22 protein-coding genes are annotated in these 26166 nt (G+C 54.3%); 18 read left to right on the forward strand and 4 right to left on the reverse strand.

Going from position 1 to position 26166, the window contains the following annotated elements; genetic code table 11:
* Positions 1 to 204 precede the first annotated feature (204 nt).
* The 3 genes from AC58P5_RS22970 to AC58P5_RS22980 all read left to right on the forward strand — a co-directional run bounded on the left by AC58P5_RS22970 (position 205) and on the right by AC58P5_RS22980 (position 2475).
* Complete coding sequence (locus AC58P5_RS22970; protein ID WP_497390715.1) at positions 205 to 339, forward strand: hypothetical protein; 135 nt, start codon at positions 205 to 207, stop codon at positions 337 to 339.
* On the forward strand, positions 336 to 476 hold the full coding sequence (locus AC58P5_RS22975; protein WP_497390717.1) for a hypothetical protein: 141 nt from the start codon (positions 336 to 338) through the stop codon (positions 474 to 476). Before AC58P5_RS22970 ends, AC58P5_RS22975 begins: the two co-directional genes overlap by 4 nt.
* 94 nt (positions 477 to 570) lie before the next feature.
* Positions 571 to 2475, forward strand: coding sequence for an ATP-binding protein (locus AC58P5_RS22980; protein WP_497390719.1), 1905 nt, complete (start codon positions 571 to 573; stop codon positions 2473 to 2475).
* A gap of 15 nt (positions 2476 to 2490) precedes the next feature.
* Here AC58P5_RS22980 and AC58P5_RS22985 read toward each other — a convergent pair whose 3' ends face one another.
* Together AC58P5_RS22985 and AC58P5_RS22990 are read right to left on the reverse strand one after the other, a co-directional pair.
* Positions 2491 to 2739 carry an NHLP leader peptide family RiPP precursor gene (locus AC58P5_RS22985; protein ID WP_497390721.1) on the reverse strand — a complete coding sequence of 83 codons (249 nt, stop codon included), beginning with the start codon at positions 2737 to 2739 and terminating at the stop codon, positions 2491 to 2493.
* A 62-nt stretch (positions 2740 to 2801) separates the two neighbouring features.
* A complete protein-coding gene (locus tag AC58P5_RS22990) occupies positions 2802 to 3746 on the reverse strand; it encodes a hypothetical protein (protein ID WP_497390723.1) in 945 nt (314 codons plus the stop codon).
* 161 nt (positions 3747 to 3907) lie between these two features.
* On the opposite strand from AC58P5_RS22990, the gene AC58P5_RS22995 reads away from it, so the two are divergent.
* The 8 genes from AC58P5_RS22995 (at position 3908) to AC58P5_RS23030 (ending at position 15693) form a co-directional block, all read left to right on the forward strand.
* The gene (locus AC58P5_RS22995) at positions 3908 to 5911 is read left to right on the forward strand and encodes a methyl-accepting chemotaxis protein (protein WP_497390725.1); all 2004 of its coding nucleotides are present in this window, start codon (positions 3908 to 3910) and stop codon (positions 5909 to 5911) included.
* 145 nt (positions 5912 to 6056) lie between these two features.
* Positions 6057 to 7769 carry a sigma-54 interaction domain-containing protein gene (locus AC58P5_RS23000; protein WP_497390727.1) on the forward strand — a complete coding sequence of 571 codons (1713 nt, stop codon included), beginning with the start codon at positions 6057 to 6059 and terminating at the stop codon, positions 7767 to 7769.
* Between the two features lie 208 nt (positions 7770 to 7977).
* On the forward strand, positions 7978 to 8892 hold the full coding sequence (locus AC58P5_RS23005) for a proline dehydrogenase family protein (RefSeq protein ID WP_497390729.1): 915 nt from the start codon (positions 7978 to 7980) through the stop codon (positions 8890 to 8892).
* A gap of 33 nt (positions 8893 to 8925) precedes the next feature.
* On the forward strand, positions 8926 to 10497 hold the full coding sequence (gene pruA / locus AC58P5_RS23010; RefSeq protein WP_497390731.1) for an L-glutamate gamma-semialdehyde dehydrogenase: 1572 nt from the start codon (positions 8926 to 8928) through the stop codon (positions 10495 to 10497).
* Positions 10498 to 10727: 230 nt separating this feature from the next.
* The gene (locus tag AC58P5_RS23015) at positions 10728 to 12992 is read left to right on the forward strand and encodes a class I SAM-dependent methyltransferase (RefSeq protein ID WP_497390733.1); all 2265 of its coding nucleotides are present in this window, start codon (positions 10728 to 10730) and stop codon (positions 12990 to 12992) included.
* A 74-nt stretch (positions 12993 to 13066) separates the two neighbouring features.
* Positions 13067 to 13837 (forward strand): NUDIX domain-containing protein, encoded by a 771-nt coding sequence (locus AC58P5_RS23020; RefSeq protein WP_497390735.1) that lies wholly within the window; start codon positions 13067 to 13069, stop codon positions 13835 to 13837.
* Positions 13838 to 13903: 66 nt separating this feature from the next.
* Positions 13904 to 14602 carry a nicotinamide riboside transporter PnuC gene (pnuC, locus tag AC58P5_RS23025; protein ID WP_497390737.1) on the forward strand — a complete coding sequence of 233 codons (699 nt, stop codon included), beginning with the start codon at positions 13904 to 13906 and terminating at the stop codon, positions 14600 to 14602.
* Positions 14599 to 15693 (forward strand): AAA family ATPase, encoded by a 1095-nt coding sequence (locus AC58P5_RS23030; protein ID WP_497390739.1) that lies wholly within the window; start codon positions 14599 to 14601, stop codon positions 15691 to 15693. The genes pnuC and AC58P5_RS23030 overlap by 4 nt, the downstream gene beginning before the upstream one ends.
* A gap of 163 nt (positions 15694 to 15856) precedes the next feature.
* Here the strand turns inward: AC58P5_RS23030 and AC58P5_RS23035 are convergent, their stop codons facing one another.
* A complete protein-coding gene (locus tag AC58P5_RS23035; protein WP_497390741.1) occupies positions 15857 to 16246 on the reverse strand; it encodes a VOC family protein in 390 nt (129 codons plus the stop codon).
* Between the two features lie 234 nt (positions 16247 to 16480).
* Here AC58P5_RS23035 and efeO point away from each other — a divergent pair, with 234 nt between their 5' ends.
* From efeO to AC58P5_RS23050, 3 genes are read left to right on the forward strand one after another with little or no spacing between them, the layout of a single operon-like run.
* Entirely contained in the window at positions 16481 to 17362 is an 882-nt protein-coding gene (gene efeO, locus AC58P5_RS23040; protein WP_497390743.1) for an iron uptake system protein EfeO, read from the forward strand.
* Positions 17359 to 18657, forward strand: a complete 1299-nt coding sequence (gene efeB / locus AC58P5_RS23045; RefSeq protein ID WP_497390745.1) for an iron uptake transporter deferrochelatase/peroxidase subunit — start codon at positions 17359 to 17361, stop codon at positions 18655 to 18657. Before efeO ends, efeB begins: the two co-directional genes overlap by 4 nt.
* Positions 18638 to 20488 (forward strand): FTR1 family iron permease, encoded by a 1851-nt coding sequence (locus AC58P5_RS23050; protein WP_497390747.1) that lies wholly within the window; start codon positions 18638 to 18640, stop codon positions 20486 to 20488. Before efeB ends, AC58P5_RS23050 begins: the two co-directional genes overlap by 20 nt.
* A gap of 331 nt (positions 20489 to 20819) precedes the next feature.
* Here AC58P5_RS23050 and AC58P5_RS23055 read toward each other — a convergent pair whose 3' ends face one another.
* Entirely contained in the window at positions 20820 to 21815 is a 996-nt protein-coding gene (locus AC58P5_RS23055) for an ABC transporter substrate-binding protein (RefSeq protein ID WP_497390749.1), read from the reverse strand.
* 252 nt (positions 21816 to 22067) lie between these two features.
* Here AC58P5_RS23055 and AC58P5_RS23060 point away from each other — a divergent pair, with 252 nt between their 5' ends.
* From AC58P5_RS23060 to AC58P5_RS23075, 4 genes are all read left to right on the forward strand, one after another.
* A complete protein-coding gene (locus AC58P5_RS23060) occupies positions 22068 to 23456 on the forward strand; it encodes a phytase (RefSeq protein WP_497390751.1) in 1389 nt (462 codons plus the stop codon).
* A 258-nt stretch (positions 23457 to 23714) separates the two neighbouring features.
* Positions 23715 to 24488, forward strand: a complete 774-nt coding sequence (locus tag AC58P5_RS23065; RefSeq protein ID WP_497390753.1) for an SDR family NAD(P)-dependent oxidoreductase — start codon at positions 23715 to 23717, stop codon at positions 24486 to 24488.
* 25 nt (positions 24489 to 24513) lie between these two features.
* On the forward strand, positions 24514 to 25566 hold the full coding sequence (locus AC58P5_RS23070) for an LLM class flavin-dependent oxidoreductase (RefSeq protein ID WP_497390755.1): 1053 nt from the start codon (positions 24514 to 24516) through the stop codon (positions 25564 to 25566).
* Positions 25567 to 25730: 164 nt separating this feature from the next.
* Entirely contained in the window at positions 25731 to 26042 is a 312-nt protein-coding gene (locus AC58P5_RS23075; RefSeq protein ID WP_370001371.1) for a hypothetical protein, read from the forward strand.
* Positions 26043 to 26166 lie beyond the last annotated feature (124 nt).

The raw sequence follows: 26166 nt of genomic DNA on the forward strand, positions 1-26166 counted from the left end.
CAGTTTGTCCCAAGTACTTATTAATGTATCGGCAATCGGCGGAATGTGCAAGAAAATCCTTGAAGGGCGCCGTTTTCGGCAGTTCGGCCCTCATAACGTACTTTAAGGAAGAGAAATTGTGCGTTTTCCGCCGTCAGGTAGTTTTGGAGCCTCTATCAAAATGGTAAGCTTAGAACATACGGAACGCAAAGACGGAGGCTGCGTATGACCATTTATAACAAACACGTTCGGGATAAAATACCGGAAATCATCCGGGAAAACGGGCAAAACTGCCGCATACGCTCGCTTGGCGAAGGGAATACAAACGTGAACTCCGGCGGAAGCTCGGGGAAGAGTTGAACGAATATATGGAAGCCGGGGACGATACCCACTCCGTGGAAGAGCTGGCCGATCTGCTGGAGCTTCTGCATGCGCTGAATCCGTACAGCGACGATTGTCGAATAAAATCGCGCTTTGTCTTTTATTTTTCCGAATAGGCAGGAAATATAAGTGTATTTGGCGAATTTTGTCATATCAGGGATTCCGGTATTAGACTACCCTTTTCTATTCTTCTTCAGAGGTGCATACATAATGACCAAATCAAGAGCAACGGCGTTCCTGGCATCCGTATTTATCGGGATCGTACTGCTTACTCTGTTGTTCGTGCCGTTCACGGCGCGGGGGCAATCTCCCTTGGACACGATCAAGATTACCGAATGGGCATACAAGTGGGACAGTCAGGGGACTGGCTCTGCCGGAACGCGGACTCCGTCCGGCACAGACGGATGGACGCCCGCCAACGAGAAAGGGAACATGCCGGTCAAGCCGGAGGGCGTTTCGGGAATCTGGGTGAAAATCGAGCTTCCTCAACTGGAATGGGACGAGCCGGGCATGTTGATCGGAAAACTGTACGGCCACCGCATCGAAGTTTTTACGGATGAACGCAAAATCTATAAAGCGGGACACACCTACGTGTACGACAAGAACCGGCTTCTGATCCCGCTCAGTGCCAAAGAATCCGGTAAAACGGTTTATATTCATATCGAGACGGACAGCGACAGGATCGGACTCCAGAAAAACGTGAAAATCGGAGACTATCAGGCGCTGCTTCCCGGCTATGTCAAATCGAATCTGACCGATGTTTTGCTGGGCTGCGCCCTCGTGTTCATTGCCCTCCTGATGTTGATCTGCACCGTATTTCTGAACCGGGGGCAGCTTGCCAAATGGCTCTCGCTCAGTCTGGTCATTCTGGCTATCGGGATGCTCATGATCGGGTCTTCCCAGTTTACGTATACGTTTTTCGAAGAACAGGGCAAGTGGATCGAAAGTTTGTTTGATCTGGCGCTGCTTGTGTTTTTGCCGACCCTGACGGTGTATTTCGAACAAATATTGGGCCACGGGGCCTGGTCGCTGCTGACCAAATACCGCTGGTTCCAGATCGGATTCTCGGTTCTCTGCGCTCTGTTCCAACTGGTGAATCACCTGGCCTCCTACCGGTACGACAAAGCTTATTATTTCGTGACGGTTACGCTGTTGGGGCTTACGATGCTGATCCAATTTGTGCTGCTGATCGGAATGGCTATCATCCATGCGGTCAGGGGCAGCAAGGACGGGGTAACTTTAACGACGGGAATCGGCCTTTTCGCGGCATCCGGTATCGTCGATCTGCTTGTGTTCTATGCCAAAAACGAACAGTATGAGTTTATTTACTGGAAGGTTGGTATCGTTTGCTTCGTGACCTCGCTCATCATTATTCTCGGCAGGGGATTTGCCCGGGATCACGATAAAATCGTGAGGTATTCCAAGGAACTGGTGATGTACAACAATGAGCTGCAGCGAGCGGAAAAAATGGAGATCATAAGCGACCTGGCCGCCTCCGTGGCTCATGAGGTGCGTAACCCTCTGCAGGTGACGAGAGGTTTCCTTCAATTGGCCGCAGAGAAGCTGGGCCAGAAGGAAAAAGGGTACATGAACATGGCGGTCGAGGAACTCGACCGTGCCTCTAACATCATTACGGACTTTCTTACGTTCGCGAAGCCGCAGTTGGAACATATCACGTCACTGAACATCTGCCAGGAATTGAAGCAAATCGAAGGCATTCTGGTTCCGCTGGCTAATCTTCAAGGCGGTGAAATTACACTGGAGGTCCCGGAGGATCTCTACATCGAGGGCAATTCTTCGAAATTCAAACAGGCGTTTATTAACATCATTAAGAATAGTATCGAGGCATTGGACGGGCAGGGGCAGATCCAGATCTGGGCGTACCAAGAGAAGAATGAAGTGTGGATTCATATCCGGGATAACGGGGAGGGAATGGAAACTAAAGAGCTCTCCAAACTTGGAGAGCCGTACTTTTCAACGAAAACCAAGGGGACTGGCCTGGGTCTTATGGTCACCTTCCGGATCATCGAGGTCATGCATGGCCGTCTGGAATTTAAGAGCGAGAAAGGTGTCGGCACTGAAGCGATCGTCCGGTTTCCTTCGATACCCGGCTAGCCGTTTTGTAGGGGATTACCAGACGCTATTCGCGTCGGATTTGGCGCTGAGTACTTCAGCCGGATTCGGAGGAATCACGAGAAAGTACCGGCCGGGAGCTTCATCCAGAACTTTTACATCCGCCGATTCCGGCAGCTCGAGGTCAAAGGCTTGCTTTAAGGCTCCTTTAGGGTCGTTCAGCAACGCTTTCTTGAATTCCGGGTCCGTCCAGGCTTTCTCAATGATTTGATTTTTCAAAATCTCTTCTGCTGACACAAGGCTCATCCTTTCAAAGTAAAGGGATCATATTCCGCCCTGAGTATAGCATGGGTATAGGTCTAATGTCATTAAGATTTGTTTCTTTTTGACAGCAAGTAGGCAAATCCTCCTAGTTCCAAAAGTCCCCTTTCTTTGTCAATCCGCGAAGCTTCCGTCAGGAGGCTATCCGATAGGGATTGTTGAAAGGCATCCATATGCGGGGCTTGAAACAAGTCGGTCCGGGCACCGGCGGAGTAGGCCGATGCGGCCTCGGCATAATCGCGCAGGCAGCCGTGAGTGAACACGGCTTGTTTGACGTTGTCTACCGAAAGCGGCTCATCCGGATTCAAGCCCCTTCGCACCCGGATCAGAGAGAGGAGACAGTTGTAGCTGCCCGTATCCAAGTCTTCCTGCCAGTCGGCCCAGTCATCGGCCATTTGCAAGGCCAGCAGAGCATGATCCGTCCGCTGCGAGAACGGCCCGATCAGCTCCTCCTGACCGCTTAACAGCAGGGCGCCCGTACTTGCCAGTTTAACGGGAGCGGCTTTATACGCGATGCGGATGGGGTCTTTGCGGAAATAATCCGCTTCGTTCTCCTTGGTCACGCATTCCGCCCACTGCCGAAGGTAGGTATCCGCGTATGCCCAAAACGGGGAATCCGCAGGAAAAAAAACCCGGTAGAGGCGGGAATATTCCGCTTGAAACAGATTCGAGAGGGGCAGCATCAGCCGGCGCTCTTCCGCTCCCGTATCCGTGTCCATGAAATCGTCCTGGACGAAAAAATGAAGCATGACGAACACATTGGCTAACGAAAGCGTTCTATACGTACCGGAAGGGAGCTTGGTCTGTTCCCTCAGCCAGAACGGCAGCAGATAGCAAATGTAGTTTTTCGTGCTGTCTTTTTTCAGGGGATGAAACTTGTCCAGATAGTCCAGTCCGGCCGTATGCAGCGGGGCGGGAAATGCGGAAACCCGGCGCACCGCCTCATCGAAAACAAGCTGCAGCTCTTCTATGTAGTCCGTAAACCACTTCATGGGGACACCTGCCTCTTTTTTGTTCTTTTTCAAGTATAGGTCACAGGTACTAGACCGGCAAGATAAGTAGACTTCTCTTATGTGCAAAAAAAGAACTCAACTCTTTCCCATCTTTCTCCGATAAATAAAAAAGCTGACATACATTACAGGAGGAGAAACAGATGAACCAAGTGTGGAAGAAAATAAAGCTGAAAAATTCCTTGAAAACAAAGCTGATCGCCGCTTTTCTGCTGCTTTCGCTTGTACCGCTGGTCGTTACATCCGTCGTTCTTCTGAATATGGCGAAAACCAACACGGAGAACGAGATTGCCTACAGCATGAAAAACCTCGCGAAGTCCAATGCGGATAGCGTAGATTACTGGGTGCGCCAGAGAATATCGCTGGTCGAAGAGATGATACAGAAGCATCCCGAGATGGCTAAAGGGGAAAAGACCCAAATCTTGAGCGTGCTCAAGACGGTAGGAGAAATCGACAAAGAATTCGAGTACTACGCCTACGTGGAGAAGGATGGTACCAGTACAAACACCGCGGGCCTCGTATCGAAAGTCGGGGAACGCGATTATTTCAAAAAAATGGCCGAAACAAAAAAAACGGTCGTCAGCGACATGCTGATCAATTCCAAAACGGGAAAACCGGTTATCGTCGTCGCCGTGCCGATCGTAGAGGGCAACGAGTTCCTCGGCGCCATTCATGCGGTCATTAACCCCGACATTCTTCAAAGGCTCATAGAAGGAGCTAAGGTGGGCGAGAACGGTTTCGGTTACCTGATCTCGGGTGAGGGCACGTATTTGACTCATCCGGATAAAGAACGGATCGGGAAGAAGCTTGATGAAGTGATGCAGGCGAGCGAGCTGAAAAAATTCAAAGAACAGGTACTGGTGCAAAATGACGGCGAAGTCGATTACACGTCACCGGAAAACATAGACCGCACAGCCTCCTATCATAACGTATCGACTACCGGCTGGAAGATGATTGTTCTGACCAATGACGCGGAGGTTCTGGAGACACTCCAGAAGTTCGTCCGGACGACCACCCTCATCATTCTGATCGTGTGTATCCTGGTCCTGCTCATTGCCTGGCAGATCGGCAGGGTGGCCGTTGCGCCTATGCTGCATCTTTCGGAGGTGCTGAAGAAGGTTGCGGGAGGAGATCTGACTCCCCGTTTGGAGGTAACTTCGAAAGACGAGATCGGAGAAATCGCCCAAAATACGAACAAGATGCTTGAATCGATGAGCGCGATCATCGGGGACGTTAGCCTCATGGCGGAGCAGGTTGCCGCTTCATCGGAAGAGCTGACGGCCTCGTCGGCCGAATCGGTCGAAGCATCCAAGCACGTGGGCCAGTCGATCGAGGAAATTGTCCGCGGCTCGGAGACGCAGGTGCAGAGCGCCGAGCAGAGCTCGAAGGCGATGGAAGAGATGGCCGGAGGCACCCAGCGGATCGCGGAGTCTTCATCGACGGTTGCCGATACGACCAACCGGACGGCTTCCGAGGCGAAACAGGGGAACAACGCCATCCAGATGGCGGTCCGGCAGATGGATTCCATCCGCGATTCCGTAACCGTCACCTCCGGAGAGCTTAAGACGCTCGGCGAGCATTCGCGGCAAATCGGCGACATTGTCGACGTCATCACGCAAATTGCGAGCCAGACCCAGATGCTCTCGCTCAACGCCTCCATCGAGGCGGCCAGAGCGGGCGAGCATGGGCGGGGCTTTGCCGTCGTAGCGGGCGAGGTGAAGAAGCTCGCGGAGCAGTCCGCGAAATCGGCCGCGCATATTACGGAGTTGATCGCGCACATCCGCACGTCCACGGATAATGCCATCACAACGATGGACCGGGGCGTTGCGGAAGTCAGCAAGGGCGCGGAAATCATCCATATTGCCGGGATTGTTTTCCAGGATATCTACACGGCCGTTCAGAACGTATCGGATCAGATCCGCGAGGTTTCCGCGGCAACGGAACAAATGTCTGCCGGCTCCCAGGAAGTGAGCGCCTCGATGATGGAAATGCTGCAAATCTCGCAGGGCTCGTCGGACAGTGCCCAGATGATTTCCGCGGCATCCGAGCAGCAGCTTGCTTCTATGGAGGAAGTTTCCTCCGCAAGCGAATCCTTGAGCCGGATGGCTCAAAGTTTGCAGGAGAGCCTCTCCAAATTCAAAATCTGACCTGATTTAGAATGAGACCTGCTTCCTCCTCCGGAGGAGCGGGTCTTTTCCTTTTGGAGAGAGTCAAATTAACCGGTCCCGATGGATTTGGTTACATAACTGTGTTAATTTTAAGTAGAGATTATTAACGAGAGGATACACATTCATGTTCGGTCTTGAACACCTTCAGTTGGACACCTCTTTCCTTGCCTTGGAGGGGGAATGCCCGGTATCGCAAGCCAAGGCTCTGCTGGAACAGGTCCGTTTTGTAATCGTGGAGACGGCCCCTGCTGCAGCTTATATCATTTCCTATCAGGAAGCGAAATTTCTGGATGCTTTTCATCCGGATATGACTATAGATGAATGGGTCCGCCGCACGGGATGGCCCTGCTCGGCCGCCTGTCCGAAGTCCAGGCTGGGCCAGCTTCAGAGCGACTGGCAGAAGCCTGTTCTGGTCCTCGGCGAGGATTCGGGGAAGCTGGGCATCGTTACGGCCGAAGCCATGATGAACTGCCTGCAGCAGGAGAAAAGGCAGCTGGTGTCTTATCTGGACACCCTCGTGGAAACCGTCAACGAGGCAGTGACGGCCGTAGACCGGGAAGGCCGCGTGATTTACTGGAACAGAACGGCGGAGCAGGTGTACGGGATCGGCAAGCAGGACATTATCGGACGGACGATCGGCGAGCATTTCGAGAAAGAATCGATCATGCTTCATCAAATATTGGACGAAGGCCGAACCATCCGCCAAGTCTATCACCAGCCGGCCCCGGACACCCATGTCCTGATCAGCGCTTCTCCGATCGTGGAGAACAATCAGATTATCGGCGGGATCGCCACGGAACAGGATATCACGCGGATCGTGCGTCTGAACGAAGAGCTGTATTCGGCCATTCCCCTGCGGATCGAGCAGGACAAGCCCTTCTCGTCCATCATCGGAATGGGCCACGATATCAAACGCTCCCTGGAGGTCGCCCGCAAATTTGCCCGCTTCAGCACCCCTGTGCTGCTTGTCGGGGAACCGGGCTCGGGCAAGGAGATGCTTGCCCAGGCCATTCATTACAGCAGCGAGCGCAAAGACGCCGCTTTCGTTTCTCTGCACTGCGGCGCCATTCCGGGCGGTCTGCTGGAAACGGAGCTTTTCGGCTACCAGGGAGGCGCTTTTACAAGCGGCGAAGACCAGGGCAAGGAAGGGAAGCTGGAGCTTGCTGACGGCGGCACTCTTTTTCTGGAGGAAGTGGGCGAGATGCCCCTGGATATTCAGCTTAAACTTTCCCAGTATTTAAGAGACAAGTCGTTTCATCGTGCAGGCGGGGAAGAAAGCATCCAAACGGACGCGAGGATTATCGCCACGACGCATACTTCGCTGCAGCCTCTTATGGAGCAGGGGCTTTTTCTGGAGGATTTGTTTTATCAGCTCAACGTGATGAGCATCGAAATTCCGGCCCTCCGCGAGCGGAGAGAAGATATTCCCGAGCTGGTGCAGGCTTTTATCCGGGAATTTACGGAGCATTACCACAAACCCGTTCCGAAGATCGACTCCGACGTTTTAAACGTGCTTATGAACCATGACTGGCCCGGCAATATACGGGAGTTGCGCAACGTAATGGAACGCGCCGTCATTCTTTGTGAGGGAGATACGATCATGGACATTCACCTGCCTCCGGGTCTTTCCTCCAAAATGCAGCATGCCGAGTCTTTCTCGGACAGAGAGGAAACGGGAGCGGCGAAGCCTCATTCCGCTTTTCAACAGGAAGACCGTCAGATCGAAGAAGCTTTGCGCAGGGCATACGGCAACAAAAGCGCGGCAGCCAAGCTGCTCGGCATCTCCCGGGGGACTCTCTATAAGAAAATGAGAGAGTATGATATCCACACGGAGTAGCGGCAGATCTGCCGATAGCAAGGACAGCAAACACAATCTTCGCGCACCTCAGGACAGAAAACTGTTCAGAGGTGTTTTTTTATTGGCTGAAAATAGAAGAAAGTGTATACAAGTGATGAACATTATTGTATTATTGGACATATATTAAACATATGTGTTCAATGAAGTGAACATAATATTCAATAATTTGGAATATGGAGGCATCTTTATGGAAGCCATCATGAGAAATATGTTCCAAGCCCTGGGCAAAAGCCATTCGGCGAACAAAATGGCCAAAAGGTTCGGTCTCCGGTTCGGAGCCGCCCGGTTTGTAGCGGGGGAATCCATTCAGCAGGCGATCGAAGCTGTCCGCGGACTGAACAGCGACGGCCGTCTCGCTACGCTGGATCATTTGGGCGAATTTGTTTTCAGCGAGGAAGAAGCCGATGAATCGGCCGAGATGTGTATCAAGACTTTGGAAGCGATTGCAGCATCCGGTGTCAACTCGAACCTTTCGCTTAAAATGACTTCGCTGGGTCTGGATATCAGCAAGGATCTGTGCCTGCAGAACATGCGACGGATTCTGGACTGTGCCAAGAAGCACGGGAACTTCGTCCGCATCGATATGGAAGATTACGAGCACTGCCAGATTACGCTCGATATTCTGCACGAGCTGCGCGACGAATACGATAACGTCGGAACCGTCATTCAGGCTTACCTGTACCGATCGGAGCAGGATATCCGCGATCTGAACAGCATTCACGCGAATCTGCGTCTGGTTAAAGGCGCTTACAAGGAATCGCCCAAAGTTGCTTTTCCCGAGAAGAAAGACGTGGACGACAATTATAAAAAGATCATTAAACAGCACTTATTAAACGGCAATTATGCCGCGATCGCCAGCCACGACGAAGCGGTCATTCATGAAATGAAAGCTTTTATCCGCGATATGAAGATTTCAGGGGATCAATTCGAGTTTCAGATGCTTTACGGAATACGCGAGGATCTTCAAAAGCAGCTGGTCGCGGAAGGATACCGGGTGCGGGCTTACGTACCTTACGGAATCGACTGGTTCGGCTATTTTATGAGGCGCCTGGCCGAGCGCCCGGCCAACGTCTGGTTTGTCTTGAAGAACTTTTTTAAATAAACATACATTTTAATTTATGGAGAGGTGGCTATTATGACCATGAACCAAACGACAATTGCCCCGTTCACAAACGAGCCGTTTACGGATTTTACGCAGGAGGCCAACAAAAAAGCGATGCAGGAAGCTCTGGCTAAAATTAAACAGGAACTTGGCCGGGAGTATCCCCTTCACATCGGCGCGGATAAAGTAACGACCGAGGACAAAATTGTCTCGATCAATCCCGGAAACATCGACCAGGTAATCGGCCGTGTCAGCAAAGCCACTCAGGAGCTCGCCGAGCGCGCTATGCAGACGGCTTTAGTCACCTTCGAGACATGGAAAAAGGTGCCCGTACGCGAACGCGCCGAGTATTTGCTGAAAGCGGCGGAGCTGATGCGCCAGCGCAAGCATGAATTCTCGGCCTGGATGATTCTGGAGTCCGGGAAAAACTGGGCGGAAGCCGACGCGGATACGGCGGAGGCGATCGACTTCATGGAATTTTACGCGAGAGAAGCGATCCGTCTGAGCGAGACGAATACGCATCAGCCGCTCACGAAGCTCGACGGCGAAGATAACCGCGTGACTTACATCCCGCTGGGAGTAGGCGTGGTGATTCCCCCGTGGAACTTCCCGCTGGCGATTTGCGCCGGTATGGCTACGGCGGCTGTCGTTTCGGGCAACACGGTGCTTGTGAAGCCGGCGTCCACTACGCCCGTCATCGCCCACAAGTTCGTGGCTCTTATGGAAGAAGTCGGCCTGCCTGCCGGCGTGATCAATTACATTCCGGGCAGCGGCGCCGAAGTCGGCGACTACTTGACGACGCATCCGAAAACCCGTTTCGTCAGCTTCACCGGTTCCAAAGAAGTAGGCCTCCGCATTAACCGCCTGGCCGCCGAAACGGCGGAAGGCCAGATCTGGATCAAGCGCGTTATCGCCGAAATGGGCGGAAAAGACGGGATCGTCGTCGATGAAACCGCCGATCTCGATGCGGCTGCGGCGGCCATTACCGCTTCGGCATTCGGCTTCCAAGGGCAGAAATGCTCCGCTGGTTCCCGCGCCGTTATTGTGGAATCCGTCTACGACGAAATTGTGGAGAAGGTTGCGGAGCTGACCAAGAAGCTGGAGATCGGCCTGCAGGATGAAAACTACGCCGCAGGTCCCGTGATCGACGAGAACTCGTATAATAAAATCCTGGAATATATTGAAATCGGCAAAAAAGAAGGCCGTCTCGTTACGGGCGGCGCCAAAGCGGAAGGAAACGGCTACTATATCCAGCCGACCGTCTTTGCCGATGTGGACGGCAAGTCTCGCATCATGCAGGAGGAAATTTTCGGTCCCGTCCTGGCTATCGCGAAAGCGAAAGACTGGAAAGAAGCGATCGCCATGTACAACGATACCGAGTTCGGCTTGACCGGCGCTTTCTTCTCCAAAGACGAAAGCCGAATCGAAACGGCTCTCGAAGACATGCACTGCGGCAATCTTTACATTAACCGCAAATGTACGGGCGCGTTGGTCGGCGTGCATCCTTTCGGAGGCTTCAATATGTCCGGCACGGATTCCAAAGCGGGGGGCTACGATTATCTGCTTCTGTTCACGCAGGCTAAGCTGACTTCCAGAAAACTGTAAGACTGCCACGGAAAGCTCGGCTTCTCGCAAACGGTTATTTGCAGCTGGACCGCGAAGAACGCAGGACTCTTCAGAGAAGGCTGCTTTAACGATAAAGGGCGGAAAGGAATGAAGGTTCCTTTCCGTCTTTTTGTTATTCATCGGGTGAATTCAATCTTTCCCCTTAGGGTTAAACATCATATGATTGCTATAACGACTATTTTGTTTTCACAGGAAGAGAGGACCTATTTATGCTTACTTCACTAAAAGCGATTGAAGCGTACCGCCGGGGTGAAGAAACCCCGGTTTCTACTTATACGTGGCTCCGGTTTCTCGTTTCGGCGGAAGAGCGGATCGTCAATCTGGAACGGATCCGGTCCATTCATGAGCTGGCTGAAGCCAACCCGGTATTGGATTATGTGGAAAGAACGCTGCGTATTCTGGACGGGTTGAAGCTTTCTTTCTGGGTGAAAGAAATTTTGGAAACCGTGCTCGTCTGGTCCGAAACGGCCAAAGGCGGAACGGTCCGACAGCGGATGCAGTGGCAGGCCGACGGGATCCATTTGTTCGTTCATAATATCGGGTCCGCTCAGCTCTTTGACCGTTTTAACGAAACGGGCGAGACGGCGACGGATAAGCTTCGCGTAACCCGCACCTTGATCGAAACGCACGGCTTGATCGGCCAGTACATACGAGGCGAAGTCCCGTTCGAAGGAAACAAATCTTTGACGGAGATCGTTAAGCGGGGGCTTCTGACTCCCGGAGAGCTCCAAAGTCTTTTGCTTCCTTTGAATGAGTGCGTCATCGGCGCCGTTTCGTCCGAATTGTGGAACACGGTGCACAGCGAAGTGGAGGAACTGGCCGGGCATATTTCAAGCGGAGAGCACCCCGGAGCGTGGTCGGTCCGCGAACGGCTGCGTAAACTGAGAAGCGGTTCCATCCGGCAGGGGGAGAACTTCGAAGCCGAATACGAGCGAGTAGCGGAAGCGATTGAACGCGAAGCGGGAGAAGGGATGCCGCCGGGCGGGCAAGTATTTGTCGGCGAAGCGTTTGACGGGGGGACGGGGCAGGCTGGACAAACCGTACGGACCAAGCAATCCAGGCAATCCGAGCACATTAGTCAAGCCCGATACCCCGGACTTGCCCTCGAAAAAGCGCTGCAGCCACTGGCGGGAAAAACACTGTGGTACGTGGAATCCGCGCTTCAGGAATTCAGCCTGGAAGAAGTTGTGAAGGTGTTTATGCTCGCTCTGCAAACAGGGGTAAACACCGACCCGGACATGACGGATGAGGCCGTCCATCATATCAGCTTCGAGCGGCTGATGAACGCCATGTATTACGATTACAAGGGCGTGAAGAAAATCAACGTCTACAAGAAGCGTATCATCGAGAAGTTTCTGCGGGAGCTTGCCTTCGAACATATCGGAACCGACCGGGCGCCTGTAAATCCCCACCTGGCATATAAAGTGGAACGCAGCCCTTCGTCTGCGGATACGGTCTTCTTCACCTTCGAGTTTTCCGCTGCCGCCGAAAAACTCATTGAATTTTGTGTGGAAGCGGAGAAGTCTCCGCTCTACGAGAAAGCGGTATTGCTTCTGTTCGATCTTTTCGAACTGCGACGCGACGCCTACGACCGGTTTCATAACGAGGATGAGTATCTGGAGACGATGAACCGGACCGCAGACTACAAGAGCGTGATGCTGGAGTTCATAACGGGGGAAAAAGTGCTCGATATCGGGCCGGGCGGCGGAGTTATGCTGGACCTGATCGAGCAAAGGCTGCCGGATAAGCAGCCGGTCGGAATTGACATCTCCACCAATGTCATTGAAGCGTTAAACCGCAAAAAGCAGCTCGAAGGACACCGCTGGGAGGTTCTGAAGGGAGACGCGCTCAACCTAAAAGATTACGTGCATCCGGGAACCGTCGGAACCGTTATCTTCTCCTCCATCCTGCATGAATTGTACTCTTATATCGAATGGAACGGGTCCAAGTTCAACCGGGACACGATTGCAGCCGCTCTGCGCAGTGCTTTCGATGTTCTGGCCGTGGGAGGGAGAATCATTATCCGTGACGGCATCATGACGGAACCCGTGGAAACAAAACGGCGCATCCGGTTTCTGTCCCAAGAGGACAAGGAATGGCTGAAGCGGTATACGGGTGATTTTGCCGGCAGGCAGATACAAGTCGAGTATACGGCAGATGGCGATGCGATAATGCCGGTGAATGATGCGATGGAATTTCTTTATACGTATACGTGGGGAGAGGAAGCCTACGTTCACGAAGTGCAGGAGCAATTCGGTTACTTCACGCCCTCTGACTATGCCGACTTTATCGGTAAGGTGCTGGGACCGGAAGCCGTTATTGTGGAATTCCGGCACTTCCTGCAGGAGGGTTATACGGACGCGCTTGCGGACAAAGTCGTTTTCATGGACGAGAACGGTGCCCTCGTTCCGCTTCCGGACAGCACCTGCCTCATCGTTATAGAAAAAAGAGGAGAAATCCACCTTGACAATTAATTTTAATGTGTCATAATGATATTATCAAATTGAACATATAAATCTTCATTCTCTAGGAAACGGCAGGTGAAAACATGGACACGAATTCCGAGGCCCTGAATTACTCGTCGGACAAATACAGAACACCGGACGGCGCTCCAGCGGATATCGTGATTTTTACGATCACTTCGACCGAGCGCGGCACGGTCAAAAAATCTCTCCCCCACCGGGAGCTGCAGGTTCTGCTTATCCAGCGTAAAGGCTGGCCGTTCGCCGGCCAGTGGGCGCTTCCCGGGGGCTTCTGCAAGGAGACGGAGACGGTCTACGATTGCGCAAAGCGTGAGCTGCAAGAGGAAACCGGGGTCGGGGAAGTGCACATTCAATACTTCAATGTGTACAGCACGCCCGGCCGTGATCCCCGAGGCTGGATCATCTCGCATGCTTTCTTCGCGCTGGTGCATGAACAGTACTTGGCCGGCCGCCAGGCGGCGGATGACGCAGCCGATGTTAAGCTTTTTTCCGTGGAAGAGGCGCTTGAGATGGAGCTGGCTTTCGATCACAACCAGATTCTCCAGGATGCCCTAGACCAGGTTCGCAGGCAGATGCTGACGACGATTATCGCGAAGGAGTTTCTACCCGATGAATTCACGATCAGTGAATTGTATCAGGTTATCCGGACGCTGGTTCCGGAGTTTGAGGAGAAAAATTTTATCCGCAAAATTACCTCCACGCAAAGCCGCAAAGGCATTATAGAGGAAGTGAAAGATTCACGGGGCGAGCGGAAGTTCTCCAACCGCTATTCCCAGCGTGCGGCCCAGCTTTACCGATTTACCGGAGATGTGCCTCAGCTGTCACTGTACAGCTAGGCTTTTCTTTCAAGATTTGATATTGTCCTTTTAATATTATTAAAATAATTGTTTGGAGGGAATGAAATGAAGAAAACGGGAACTATGCTTGTGCTGCTGGCCGCTATGCTGACGGTCGCAGGGTTGACATCATCGTCGGCGCTGGAAATTGCGGCTACTACGACAGGACTGCTTTGCGTCTGGCTGACGGCCAGGGAAAACTTATGGTCGTGGCCGATTTCCCTGATTAATGTGGCCTGCTTTTTTTATATGTTCTGGGAGGTAAAGCTCTACGCGGATATGGGGCTTCAAGTTTTCTTTTTCCTGCTGAGCATCTATGGCTGGATCTTCTGGCTCACAAAAAGGGGAGGCGCGGAAGTGCGTCCGACGAGGAAAATAGCGCCGTGGCTGATCCTTCCTCTGATTCTGTTTCTGATCGGCGCGACGGCAGGCTGGGGGTATGTTTTGCACAAGTATACCGACGCTTCCATCCCTTACGCGGATGCGTTCATCGCTACGCTCAGCATCATTGCCCAGCTGCTCTTATCGGCTAAGATTCTGGAAAACTGGACCGTCTGGATAGCGGTGGATGTGCTGTCGATCGGCATGTACGCCTATAAGGGGCTGGATGCGATTGCGTTCTTGTATTTGATCTACCTGGGCATCGCGATATCCGGACTGATTACGTGGAAAAGAAACTATGCCGCAGCGGGACAGGACGGGTTACGTCTTACGCCGGAGCCTGCGGGAGATCCTTCTAACACGGAAAGAGGTGCATGGAAATGAATATTGAAATGAATACGGAAATGAATACGGAAAAGAATACGGAAAAGAGGATCATACACGATACGGAACTGAAAAAAGGACCTGTAACCACCGGCCTTACTCTGGGGAAATTCGCTCCGCTTCATAAAGGGCACCAATTGATGATCGAGACGGCGATAGAGGAGAACGACGAAGTGATCGCGCTCATTTATGACAGCCCGGAAGTCACGGATGTTCCGCTCCCCGTAAGGGCCGATTGGATACGAAAGCTGTATCCCGGCGTTGAAGTTATCGAAGCCTGGGACGGACCGGCGGAAAACGGATATACACCCGAAATCCAGAACATGCACGAGGAGCATATTCTCGCCATGCTTGGCGGGAGGAAGATTACTCGTTTCTATTCCGGCGAAAGATACGGAGACCACGTAAGCGCCGCACTGGGTGCGCATAACAGGCAGGTAGATCCCGATCGTCTGACGGTGCCGGTCTCCGGCACACGGGTTCGTCATGATCCGTACGGTCAGCGCCGTTATGTAGATCCTGTCGTCTATCGGGATTTGATCACGAAGGTTGTGTTTCTGGGGGCTCCGTCGACAGGAAAAACGACGCTCGCCAGTTATTTGGCGGATCTTCACGGAACGAGCTGGATGCCCGAATACGGGAGGGAATATTGGGCGGAGCACCAGAGCGGCCGCCGTTTGTCAAAACGGCAGCTCCTGGAAATCGCGGAGGGCCACGTGCAGAGGGAGGAGAAGCTGACGGGGGAAGCCGACAAGTATGTATTCGTCGACACAGATGCTCGCACGACGCTGCGGTTCTCGATGTATTATCACGGCGAGGCGCTGCCGCGGCTTCACGAATTGGCGGAGGCTGCCGCCGAACGCTACGATTTGGTCTTCGTATGCGACACGGACATCCCTTACGATGACACGTGGGACCGGTCGGGCGACGCCCAGCGGAATCTGTTTCAGAAACAGATTCTGGCGGATCTCAACATGCGCCGTATCCCTTATTTTGTGCTCAGAGGCACGCTGGAGGAACGAGCGGCCCGGGTTAATGCCGTCTTGGCCAAATACCGGAAATACCGCAGCCTCGCCGAAATGCTGGTATAAATCCGCAGCAGCAGATGAGGAAGAGGAAGAGAGGGGAAAGGGAGAGGGAGAGGAAGAGAGGGAGTCCTGCCGGGACTCTCTTTTTATGTCGGTCAGACAAGCCTTTTCCTTATTGCAAATCCGTGAGAGACGATCGTAATGCCAAACAAAGCCGGGCAGCCCGCTAAACGCCGGGAGCAACCACTTCCACCTTGATCCGGTCCGGATCTTCAAAATAGACGGCATAATGCCGGGGGCCGCCCGCATGCGGATGCTGTTCCCGGTACAAGACACGGACGCCTCTTGCCGTTAGCGCTTCCGTCAGCTTGTCCACCTGCTCTCTGGATTCCGCGTGAAAGGCAAGATGGTTCAAGCCGGTACGCCGCCTGTGATAAGGGAGGTCCAGAAAACGTTCTTCGGTCTGTACAAAAACCAGATACGTATTTCCGCACTTCCAGCTGATCCCTTTCTCCCAGCGCTGGAACGTCTCATATCCCAGCTGACTCAGCAGCCATTCCCAGAAAGGAGTCGATTCGTTCAAATTAGATACATTGATTTCGACGTGATGAAGCATAAAAACCTCCTGGAATCTCTTGTAAACAGTATAAATAAGAACGCTTGTTCCTGTCAATTCCTTTTTAATGCAGGATTGAAATGAATGCAAAAAAACGTTCGATTTTCCAAAAAAAGATATTGATAATGATTCTCAATGTTGATATACTCGTTTTGGGAATTTGTGATGAACGGACATGAGAACCATGCTTTTATCATCCTGTTTTCAGCCAAAAGAATTCGAGGAGTTGTCTATATGAAGATACGTTATGTCGCGCTGTTTGCAGCCTGCACGGTGCTTTTTACGGGATGTGGTTCCAACAACAATAAAAACGCGGGTGCTTCCGCAACGCCGGATGCAAAAGCGACTCCCGCTGCGGCAGCTCCGGCTCCGGAAGGCGACGAATCGTGGAAACCGATTCTCGACGCTTACCGCACGTACGCCACGGAACAATCCGATCTGTTCGTCAAAGAGACGGAAAAGTTCGTGAACGCCGTTAAATCCGGAAAGGTTGAAGAAGCCAAGAAACTGTACGCGCCGACCCGGATGTATTATGAAAGAATCGAACCGATCGCCGAAGCTCTCGGTGACCTGGACCCGAATATCGATGCCCGCGAGAACGATGTTGAAGAGAAAGACTGGCGCGGATTTCACCGCATCGAACAGGCGCTCTGGCAGAAAAACACGACGAAGGGTCAGGAGGAGTATGCGGACCGTCTTTTGAACGACGCGAAGCAGCTTCGTGCTCTAATCGAAACGGTCGAGGTGGATTCGGCTCTGCTAGTAACGGGTGCCGTTGAACTTTTGAACGAAGTTTCCGCCTCCAAAGTGACGGGGGAAGAGGAGCGTTATTCGCATACCGATCTGTATGATTTCGTGGCGAATGTCGAAGGAGCTAAGAAGATCTATACCCTCCTGCAGCCTAAGCTCAAGAGCAAGGACGCGGCGCTCGAAGAAACGATCGGTGCGAAATTCAAAGATCTGGAACAGGCACTTGCTGCCTACAAAGAAGGAGACGGGTACGTCTCTTACGAGAAATTGAAGCAGGAGGATACGAAAAAATTGAGCCGCCTGCTGGATGCGCTGGCCGAGCCTCTTTCTCAAATGGGAACGATTCTGGGAGCGGCGGCGAAATGAGCGGGAACGATAACGATCAGAAAAAAGGATTTTTCGATAAACCGGTCAGCCGCAGAGATATTCTGAAGCTGGCCGGAGTTGGCGGCGCCGGGCTATTGCTTGGCGCCGCCGGCGCCCGCGGCCTCGTTGCGGCGCAGACGACCAAAACGGAAAAGGCGTTTTCCGCCTCGGGGGCCGAAAAGGACCCTCAGGGCGCGGTGCCTTTCTACGGCGGTCACCAAGCGGGGATCGTTACGTCCGTCCAGGATTTTATCTGCTTTGCGGCGTTTGATGTGACGGCTTCTTCCGTCGAGGAAGTACGCAAGCTGTTCCAGGCATGGACGACCGCCGCGGCCAACATGGCCCAGGGCAGAATGGTCGGCCAGGACGACGGGAATGAGCTGCTGCCTCCCGCCGATACGGGTGAGGCCGCGGGGCTTACACCGTCCCGGACCACGATTACCTTCGGGGCGGGTTCGTCGTTCTTCGACGGCCGCTTCGGTCTCGGGGACAAGAAGCCCGAGGCGCTCCAGGATCTGCCCGCTTTCGGCGGCGACGAGCTGCGGCCGGAATGGTGCGGCGGCGATCTGTGCGTGCAGGTGTGCGCCAACGATATGCAGATCGCGTTCCACGCGATCCGCAATCTGGCCCGCATCGCACGGGGCAAGGCCGTTCTCCGCTGGACGCAGGAAGGCTTCCAGCGGACGGGATATTCGGACCCGGCCAAAGCGACTCCGCGCAATCTGATGGGCTTTAAGGACGGCACCGGCAATCCGGATGTGAAGGATGAGCAGGAGATGAAGAAAGTCGTGTGGGCGGACGGCGCGGACGGAAGCGGCTGGATGCACGGCGGAAGTTATATGGTCGTCCGCCGGATCCGCATGCGGATCGAGGTGTGGGACCGGTCGACGCTGGCGGATCAGGAGGCGACCTTCGGCCGCCACAGGGACAGCGGCGCTCCGCTCGGCGCATCGGGCGAGTTCGATGCGCCCGATATGGAGAAGAAGGATGCCTCCGGCAAGCTCGTCATCCCGGATACTTCCCACTTGAAGCTGGCTCGCGGGGACGGATCCGTCAAAATTCTCCGCCGTTCTTACTCCTATTCAAGCGGAATCGACCACAAAACAGGCCAGCTGGATGCGGGTCTTTTGTTCGTTTGCTACCAGCGCGATCCGCGCAAGCAGTTTGTTCCCATTCAGAAAGCGCTGGGTAAGAGCGATAAGCTTAATGAATATATCGTACACATCGGCAGTGCGGTTTTTGCCTGCTTTCCCGGCGTAAAGGAGGGCGGCTATATTGGCGACACCCTTTTTTAAACGGAAAAAATACAGCCTTTCTTCGGCCGCATGCCAAAGCGTTTTTAAAATCGGTCTGGCCGCGCTTCTGCTGCTGATCAGCGTAACGGCGGCGGGGGCAGGATACTCTCCCGTTTTTGCCGCCGGTGAAAGCAAGGCGCCGGGCGCGGACGGTATGCTCCCCATTGTAGGGGGAGCGCTCGTTGAAGCCGGCCAGGGAAGCTGGGCCAAAGCCGCCGAGCATTTGGCGGAGGCCGATAAACTTTGGCAGGCTAACGCCGCCAAGTCCTCCGCTGCCGCAGCGGACGTCAACTCGGCCTTGGCGCATGCAAAGAAAACGGTCGCTGAGGGGGAGAAGGACCCCAAGGCCGCAACAGCGGCCCTGTCCGAACTGGCCAAGGCCGTGAACAAGTATGCGAAGGAAGGCCGGCAGGACGCAAAAACGGGCCAGTCCGGGCAGGACACGGCGGCAAGTCTTCTTCCCGTCATGACAAAGCTGGCTGCGAGCATCCGGTCGGGCGATTTGGCCCGGGCGTATAACGACTATAAAACCTTGAACAGCGGATGGCTCAAAGTCGAGCAGGCTATCCGGAGCGATAATTTTACCGTATACAGCGGAATGGAGACGCAAATGAGCATGATCCGCGTAGCCCTGCAGGCCGAGCCCAAACAGCCGGAGCAGGCGGCGGGTGAAACCGCGGCTCTCATTCAGCTCGTGAACGATTATACGGCAGGTAAAATCGTATCCAAAGCCCCTGAACCTGCAGATATGTCCGTTGCGGAGCTTATCGGGATTCTCGACCACGCTTCATCGGACATTGCCGCCGGTCATCATACGGAAGCGGCGGGGCAGATGCAGGCTTTTATTCAGAAGTGGCCTTCGGCCGAAGGGCAGGTCAGAATCCGTTCCTCGGCCGTCTATACGCAGATCGAAAACCAGATGACGGAAGCTTCGCGTTACCTGATGTCGGTTCCGCCTGCGGGCGATAAAGCGGAGGAAGTCATCACGGCCATGCGGGAACAGCTTCAGCCGATGACAGGCGAGAAGCGGTACACGGCCGTGGACGCCGGACTTATTCTGCTGCGTGAGGGCCTCGAAGCGATTCTCGTCATCTCCGCGCTGCTCGCTTATTTGAAGCGAACCGGGAACGGGGATAAGCGCGGATGGATCTGGTCGGGCGTCGGAAGCGGACTGCTTCTGAGCGGAGCGATGGCGTTGCTGCTTTCCTATATGATTTCTCGGGCTGCTTCCGGCAGCGCACGGGAACTCATTGAAGGCGGAACAGGGCTTGTTTCCGTCATTCTTATGCTGACCGTAGGGAACTGGCTTCACGCCAAATCCAATGTGAAAGCGTGGAACAGCTACATTGACCGTCAGATGGGGAGTGCCCTGGCCGGCGGAAGTTTATGGTCGCTGTTCGCGGTCTCGCTTCTCGCCATACTGCGCGAGGGGGCGGAAACGACGATCTTTTACGTGGGTATGGCGCCTTCGATTGCGCCGTCCCAGCTATTTTTAGGTATCGGAGTGACGCTCCTGCTGCTGATCGGTATTGGTTTTGCCATTATCCGGCTGAGTGCCCGACTGCCGATCCGGCCCTTTTTTATGACGGCATCGGCGCTTATCTATTACCTCGTTTTCCGTTTCCTCGGGGAAAGTATCCATTCCCTGCAGGTCGCGTCGGTTTTACCTGCTCATTCCGCTTCCGGACTTCCGTCCGTGGGCTGGCTGGGAGTTTATCCGACCTGGGAAACGCTGATCCCCCAGTTGGCGCTCCTCGCTTATATAGCGGCAAAACTGCTCAGAAGCAGGCCCGGCAAGGCATCTTCAGAGCCTGCTCTAAACGAACGTTAACCTTTCGGAAAAGAACCTTGCTCCATCATCGAATGGGGAAGGTTCTTTTTTTCCGGCGTTTAAAGCTGCTGAGGCACGGACCGGGCAGGCAGCCGTGCGGGCTGCCTGCCCGCCATGCAGTGCCGGAACGCGCGCACTGGAAAACAAGGGCGGCTGAGCGTGCGGCTGTCCCCGGGTGTCGCGCTTCCATCAAATATAAAAAATCCCCTGCAAGCGGGCCGTTCTACAATAGCGCTCGTTTACAGGGGAATTTTATAGGGCAAGACCTGGGCAGGTCCCGAGTCGTATAGGCTTTTCCATTAAAGCCGTGAAAAGCTTGAGCCTTTTCTGCTTACAGCTTATCCGCGTACTTGACCAAATCGTCCAGCATCAGGTTGGCGGCTTTGATCCCGCCCGAAGTATTCCAGATGATTTCATCGATTTGGAAGGCTTTGTTGTTTTTGGCCGCGTTAAGATTTTTGTAGAGCGGGTCCGACATCCATTCCTGCTGGGTTTTCGTGCCGCCTTTGGAATCATCATAATCGGAGTTGAAGTAGAAGAGGATATCCCCGTCCATATCGACCATGCGTTCCTTTGTAATGACCTCCATGAAGGCGTTCTTGTCCTGGGCCGCGGGCCTCGCGAAGCCCAAATCCTTAAGGATAACGCCGGAGAACGTATCGTTCTGGTAAATACGGACGGCTCCCGGGAGGAAGCGGACGATGGATACTTTGGCCGATGTTTTGGAGCCGAATTTTGCTTTCACATCCGCCACATGCTTATCGTAAGCGGCGAGGGCTTTTTCACCCTCTGCTTTTTTATTTAAGGCTTCGGCATAGAGCTTGAAGTTTTCTTTCCACTGCCCGGTTAACGTTTCGGCGAAAACCGTCGGGGCGATCTGCTGCAGCTGGCCGTATATTTTCTCGTGTCTGACTTTGTTTCCGATAATGAGATCGGGCTTGAGAGTCACGATCAGTTCCAGGTTCGGCTGGACTTCCTCTCCAAGGTCCGTTACGCCCTGCATCGCATCTTCAATGTGAGGGTACCACGTTTTGCCGACACCGGATTTAACGGCGCCGACAGGTTTGACGCCGAGTTCCAGAAGAGCCTCGGTCCCTTCGTTGGTCAGAATCACGACGCGCTGCGGAGTGCCTTTGATCTCGGTGTCTCCCATCGCATGCTTTACTTTACGCGCGGTATCCGTCGCGCCAGGCGCCGGTGATGCCGTGTTCGGTGACGTTGAAGCTGCGGGAGCCGTACCCGTTTGGCCGCACCCGGATGCAGCCAGGGCAAAAATCGTGAAAATTAAAAGAGCCAGTGTAGACAAGGACCGTTTACGACGGTTCATTTCATAGTTCCCCCTCAAGGATTATGTAAGAATAGAGAATGGGTTATTTATTTAAAATTGATTATGATAATCATTCTCATTCGTTATTAAATAGCATTTCCCTCCTTCTGTCAATACTTTCCTTTAGGGATCGCCGTATATAAATGAAACGCGTTTTAACAAAACGTTAATGCCTTCCGTGATTTCCCCTAATATTCTCTCTTCATAATAAAGAATAGAAGCTTATTCGGGTAAAACCGGGAGGACTTAACGATGAAACTGTTCAAAAGCTTTAGCGTACTGCTGATCGCCGCAAGTTTTTACAGCCAGGCTGCCTGGGCTTCGGTCGAGGAAGGCTATGAACCGCTGAGGGATATGCTGGAGCAGGCAGGGGCCCGCGTGTCGTGGAATCAAAGCACGCAGACGGCTGATTTTGCTCTGCAGAGCGGTCTGGAAGGTTCGGTCACCATCGGGAATGACGGATATAAGCTAAACGGAACGGACGGAAAATTGAACGGACATGTGAAACTGATCGGAGATAAAACGTATGTGCCGCCAGGCTTCGTCGAGCTGGTGCTCAGCAAGCTGCGCAGCGGCGGCGGGGATCAGACGGCTGTCGGGGAAACGCTCGCCCGGGTAACGGCGGACGGCGAAACGGAAGCGGTCGACACAGGGGAAGATGCGGCCGATGATCCTGCCATCTGGGTGCATCCGGACGATCCGGCCAAGAGCAAGCTGATTGCGACGAACAAGGGCGGCGGCATCCTGGTCTATGACCTGGACGGCAAGCAGGTCCAGTCCTACAAGCTCGGCAAAATGAACAATATCGACGTGCGCTACGGATACGAGCTTAACGGTAAGAGGATGGACATCGCGGCGGCGACGAACCGGACGAGTAATACGATCGACGTTTTCTCGATCTCCCCGGAGACGGGGGCGCTCGCCAATATCGCGGCCAAGCCGATCAAGTCGGGTATGGGCGAGGTGTACGGCTTCAGCCTTTATCACAGCCTTCATACCGGCAAGTACTATGCGCTTGTGCTCGGCAAAGAAGGAGAATTCGAACAGATCGAGCTGATACCCGGACCGGCCGGTGTGGAAGGCAAGCTTGTACGTCATTTCAAACTGGCGTCCCAAGCGGAAGGAATTGTCGCGGACGACGAGTACGGGACGATCTACATCGCGGAAGAAGATGCGGCCATCTGGAAGATCGGCGCCGAGCCGGACAGCGGCCTGAAGCCTTACGCCAAGGTGGATGAGGCGGGCAAAGGGCATTTAACCGCGGATATCGAGGGGCTGACGCTGTATTACGGGGCGGACGGCAAAGGCTACCTGATGGCTTCCAGCCAGGGAAGCAGCACTTACGCGGTTTACAACCGCCAAGGTACAAACCGATACTTGGGCAGCTTCGCCGTCAAGGACGGTCTCATTGACGGGACAACGGAGACGGACGGAATCGATGTCGTCGGGTTCGGTTTGGGTCCGGCTTACCCTAACGGGATTTTCGTGGCTCAGGACGATGAAAATTTGGATAACGGAAAAAAACGCAACCAGAACTTCAAAATCGTGTCGTGGGATAAGCTGGCGAAGTCGTTCCACGCCCCTCTTCGTATCGACAACGGTATTGACCCCCGCAAGCTCACCCCGCGTAAAGACGGTTGACGTTTTAGACAGGCAGACAGGTTCGGAAGGCGCAGGAAAGCATGGGCCTTTCGGAGTTGTCTGTTTTTTTACGTCCGGCATTTGTTCCCCCGCATCATCCTGATTTTCTCCCGCTTCTCCGTTTCGTCCTTTAAATCCCTGATTTTGAAAAGCCGGCCTTTGCTTTCTGGCGGTTAATCTTTTATCATGAAAACTAATTTAGTTTACTGTTCTGTTCCCGTATGCGCGGGTGCGGTTATATAAAAGGAGTGTATAGCAATGTATTTGCCGTCTTTTCAACTGGAAGGTAAAACGGCTCTGGTGACCGGAGCGGGGAGAGGCATCGGCAGAGCGCTGGCTATCGGTCTGGCGGAAGCCGGAGCGGATGTCGTGCTGCTGTCGAGGACGCAGAGCGATCTGGACGCCGTAGCGGTGGAAATTGCCGAAGCGACCGGGCGCAAAGCCTACGCGATAGCGGCCGATGCGGGGACGCGCGAAGGCGTGACGGAGGCTGTCGGCCGTGCTGTACGCGAAGCGGGACGCCTCGATATTCTCGTTAATAACGCGGGCATGAACATCCGTACGCCTGCGCTCGAAGTGACGGATGAGGAGTGGGACGCGATCGTGCAGACGAATCTCAAGTCCGCTTTTCTGATGTCGCAGACCGTCGGGCGCCACATGAAGGAGCATGGGGGAGGACGGATCGTGAATGTCGCCTCCGTCGCGGGCCATATGGCGCTGCGCACGGGAGTCGTGTACGGCTCGACCAAGGCGGCACTTATTCAAATGACTAAGATCCTGGCGCTGGAATGGGCGAAATACGATATCCTGGTCAACGCCATCGGTCCCTGGTATTTCCCGACCCCGCTTACGGAAAAGCTTCTGGCCGACGAATCCTTCGTGGCCGAGGTGACGAGCCGTACGCCGCTGAATCGGGTAGGCAGGCTGGAGGAGCTGGTCGGGCCGGTCGTGTTCCTCTCTTCGGACGCGGCCAGCTATGTGACGGGACAGACGCTTTATGTGGACGGCGGCATGACCATTTACGGATTCTGACGACAGACGCGAAGGAGGAAGACAGATGAAACCGTTGCCGCTGCGTCTCAGCGTGCTGGATCTCGTACCGGTCATGCAAAAAGCGGATTCCCATGCGGCGCTGGGACAGGCCGTCACCTTGGCGCGTACAGCCGAAAAGCTCGGCTATACGCGCTACTGGGTATCCGAGCACCACGACATGAAGCAGCTTGCCTCCGCATGCCCGGAAGTACTCCTGGCCCATATCGGGGCCCATACGGAGCATATCCGGATCGGATCGGGCGCCGTTCTGCTGCCGCACTACCAGCCGGTTAAAGTCGCGGAGGCGTTTCACCTTCTGGCGACGCTGCATCCCGGGCGCATCGACCTGGGCATCGGCCGGGCTCCCGGCGGTTCCGCGCATGTCACGCTTGCCCTGAGCGGCAATTTCCTGGAGAATGTGCGGCAGATGCCGGACAAAATCCGCGATCTGACCGCGCTGATCGAAGGCGAATTTACCGTGGAAGGGGAGCGGGTCACGGCCCGCCCGGTTCCTCCCGATTCGCCGGAGCTGTGGCTGCTCGGCACGAATGCCAAAAGCGCCGCTTACGCGGCCGAATACGGGACAGGCTACGTATTCGGCCGCTTCATGAGCGACAACGACGGCGCCGCCGTGCTCGGAGAGTACCGCAGCGCTTTCCGGCCTTCCCGCCTGCTGGCGGAGCCGAAAGCCATCGTCGCCGTCGGCGCGGTCTGCGCCGAGACGGAGGAGCGGGCCCGCGAGCTGGCCGCCGAGGGAGCGGACTGGCTTCGCTCCGGGCTTCCGCTCGCGGAGGAGGCTGCCGGAAGCGAAGCCGCGCAGGCGCAGGACCGGCAAGGGCCGTTAGGCGTTCCTCCGGCGGCGGATGAGGCCGCTGCGGACGGCGGGCGGCCGGAGAAAGCGGACGCGCCCGACAGGCGTACGCTGATCGGCACGGCCGGCCAGATCAAGGAGCAGCTGCACGAGCTGCAGAAACGATACGGCGCGGACGAGTTCCTTATCGTGACTCAGGTGCCGGATTACGCGCAGCGTCTGAAATCTTACGAGCTGCTCGCATCCAGCATCATCGGACGGGAATGAAGGGACACCGCTCCGGATAACCCGGTGACTGGCGGGCGGGGTATTTCGGCGTCTAATCGCATGAGGCCTCCGCTCTATCCCGCGGGCGATTCTTCCTGTACAATATAAACCAGCGTATGCTGATAAGCCATTTACAACGAAATCTAATTTAAGCAGGTGACATAATGGGTGAAATGGACGGACAAACAATTCAGGTACTGAATGCCAGCATGATTCACGATGCGGAGAACGGATATATCGGCAAAGTGGAATTTAAGCTGGCGGAAGGCAAGACCGCTTACGAGGTGGCCCTTTTCAGCAAAAAGGGGAAAGAATGGATGTACAGCTTAAATTTCACCGCCGAATCCGGCACGGAAGAAGAGATTGTCGCCATCGAGCAGCAGCTGGAGGAAGACGACGATCTGTTTGATTTTCTCGTGAACACGGCGCTCAGCCGTATGGAACAGGATTCTTCCGGGGGCGTGGAGGGAGAGTAGTCTCCTTCATGCAGGCCCGGTTTCCGACGTATTTCCAAGCGATGCCCGCAATTCCGGTTGCGGGTATTTATGTTGGGCGAATGCGTCGTGAAACTTGCCATGGCGGCGGGTGCCGTGCTATTTT

The sequence above is a fragment of the Paenibacillus sp. JT31N7 genome, assembly GCF_059692095.1.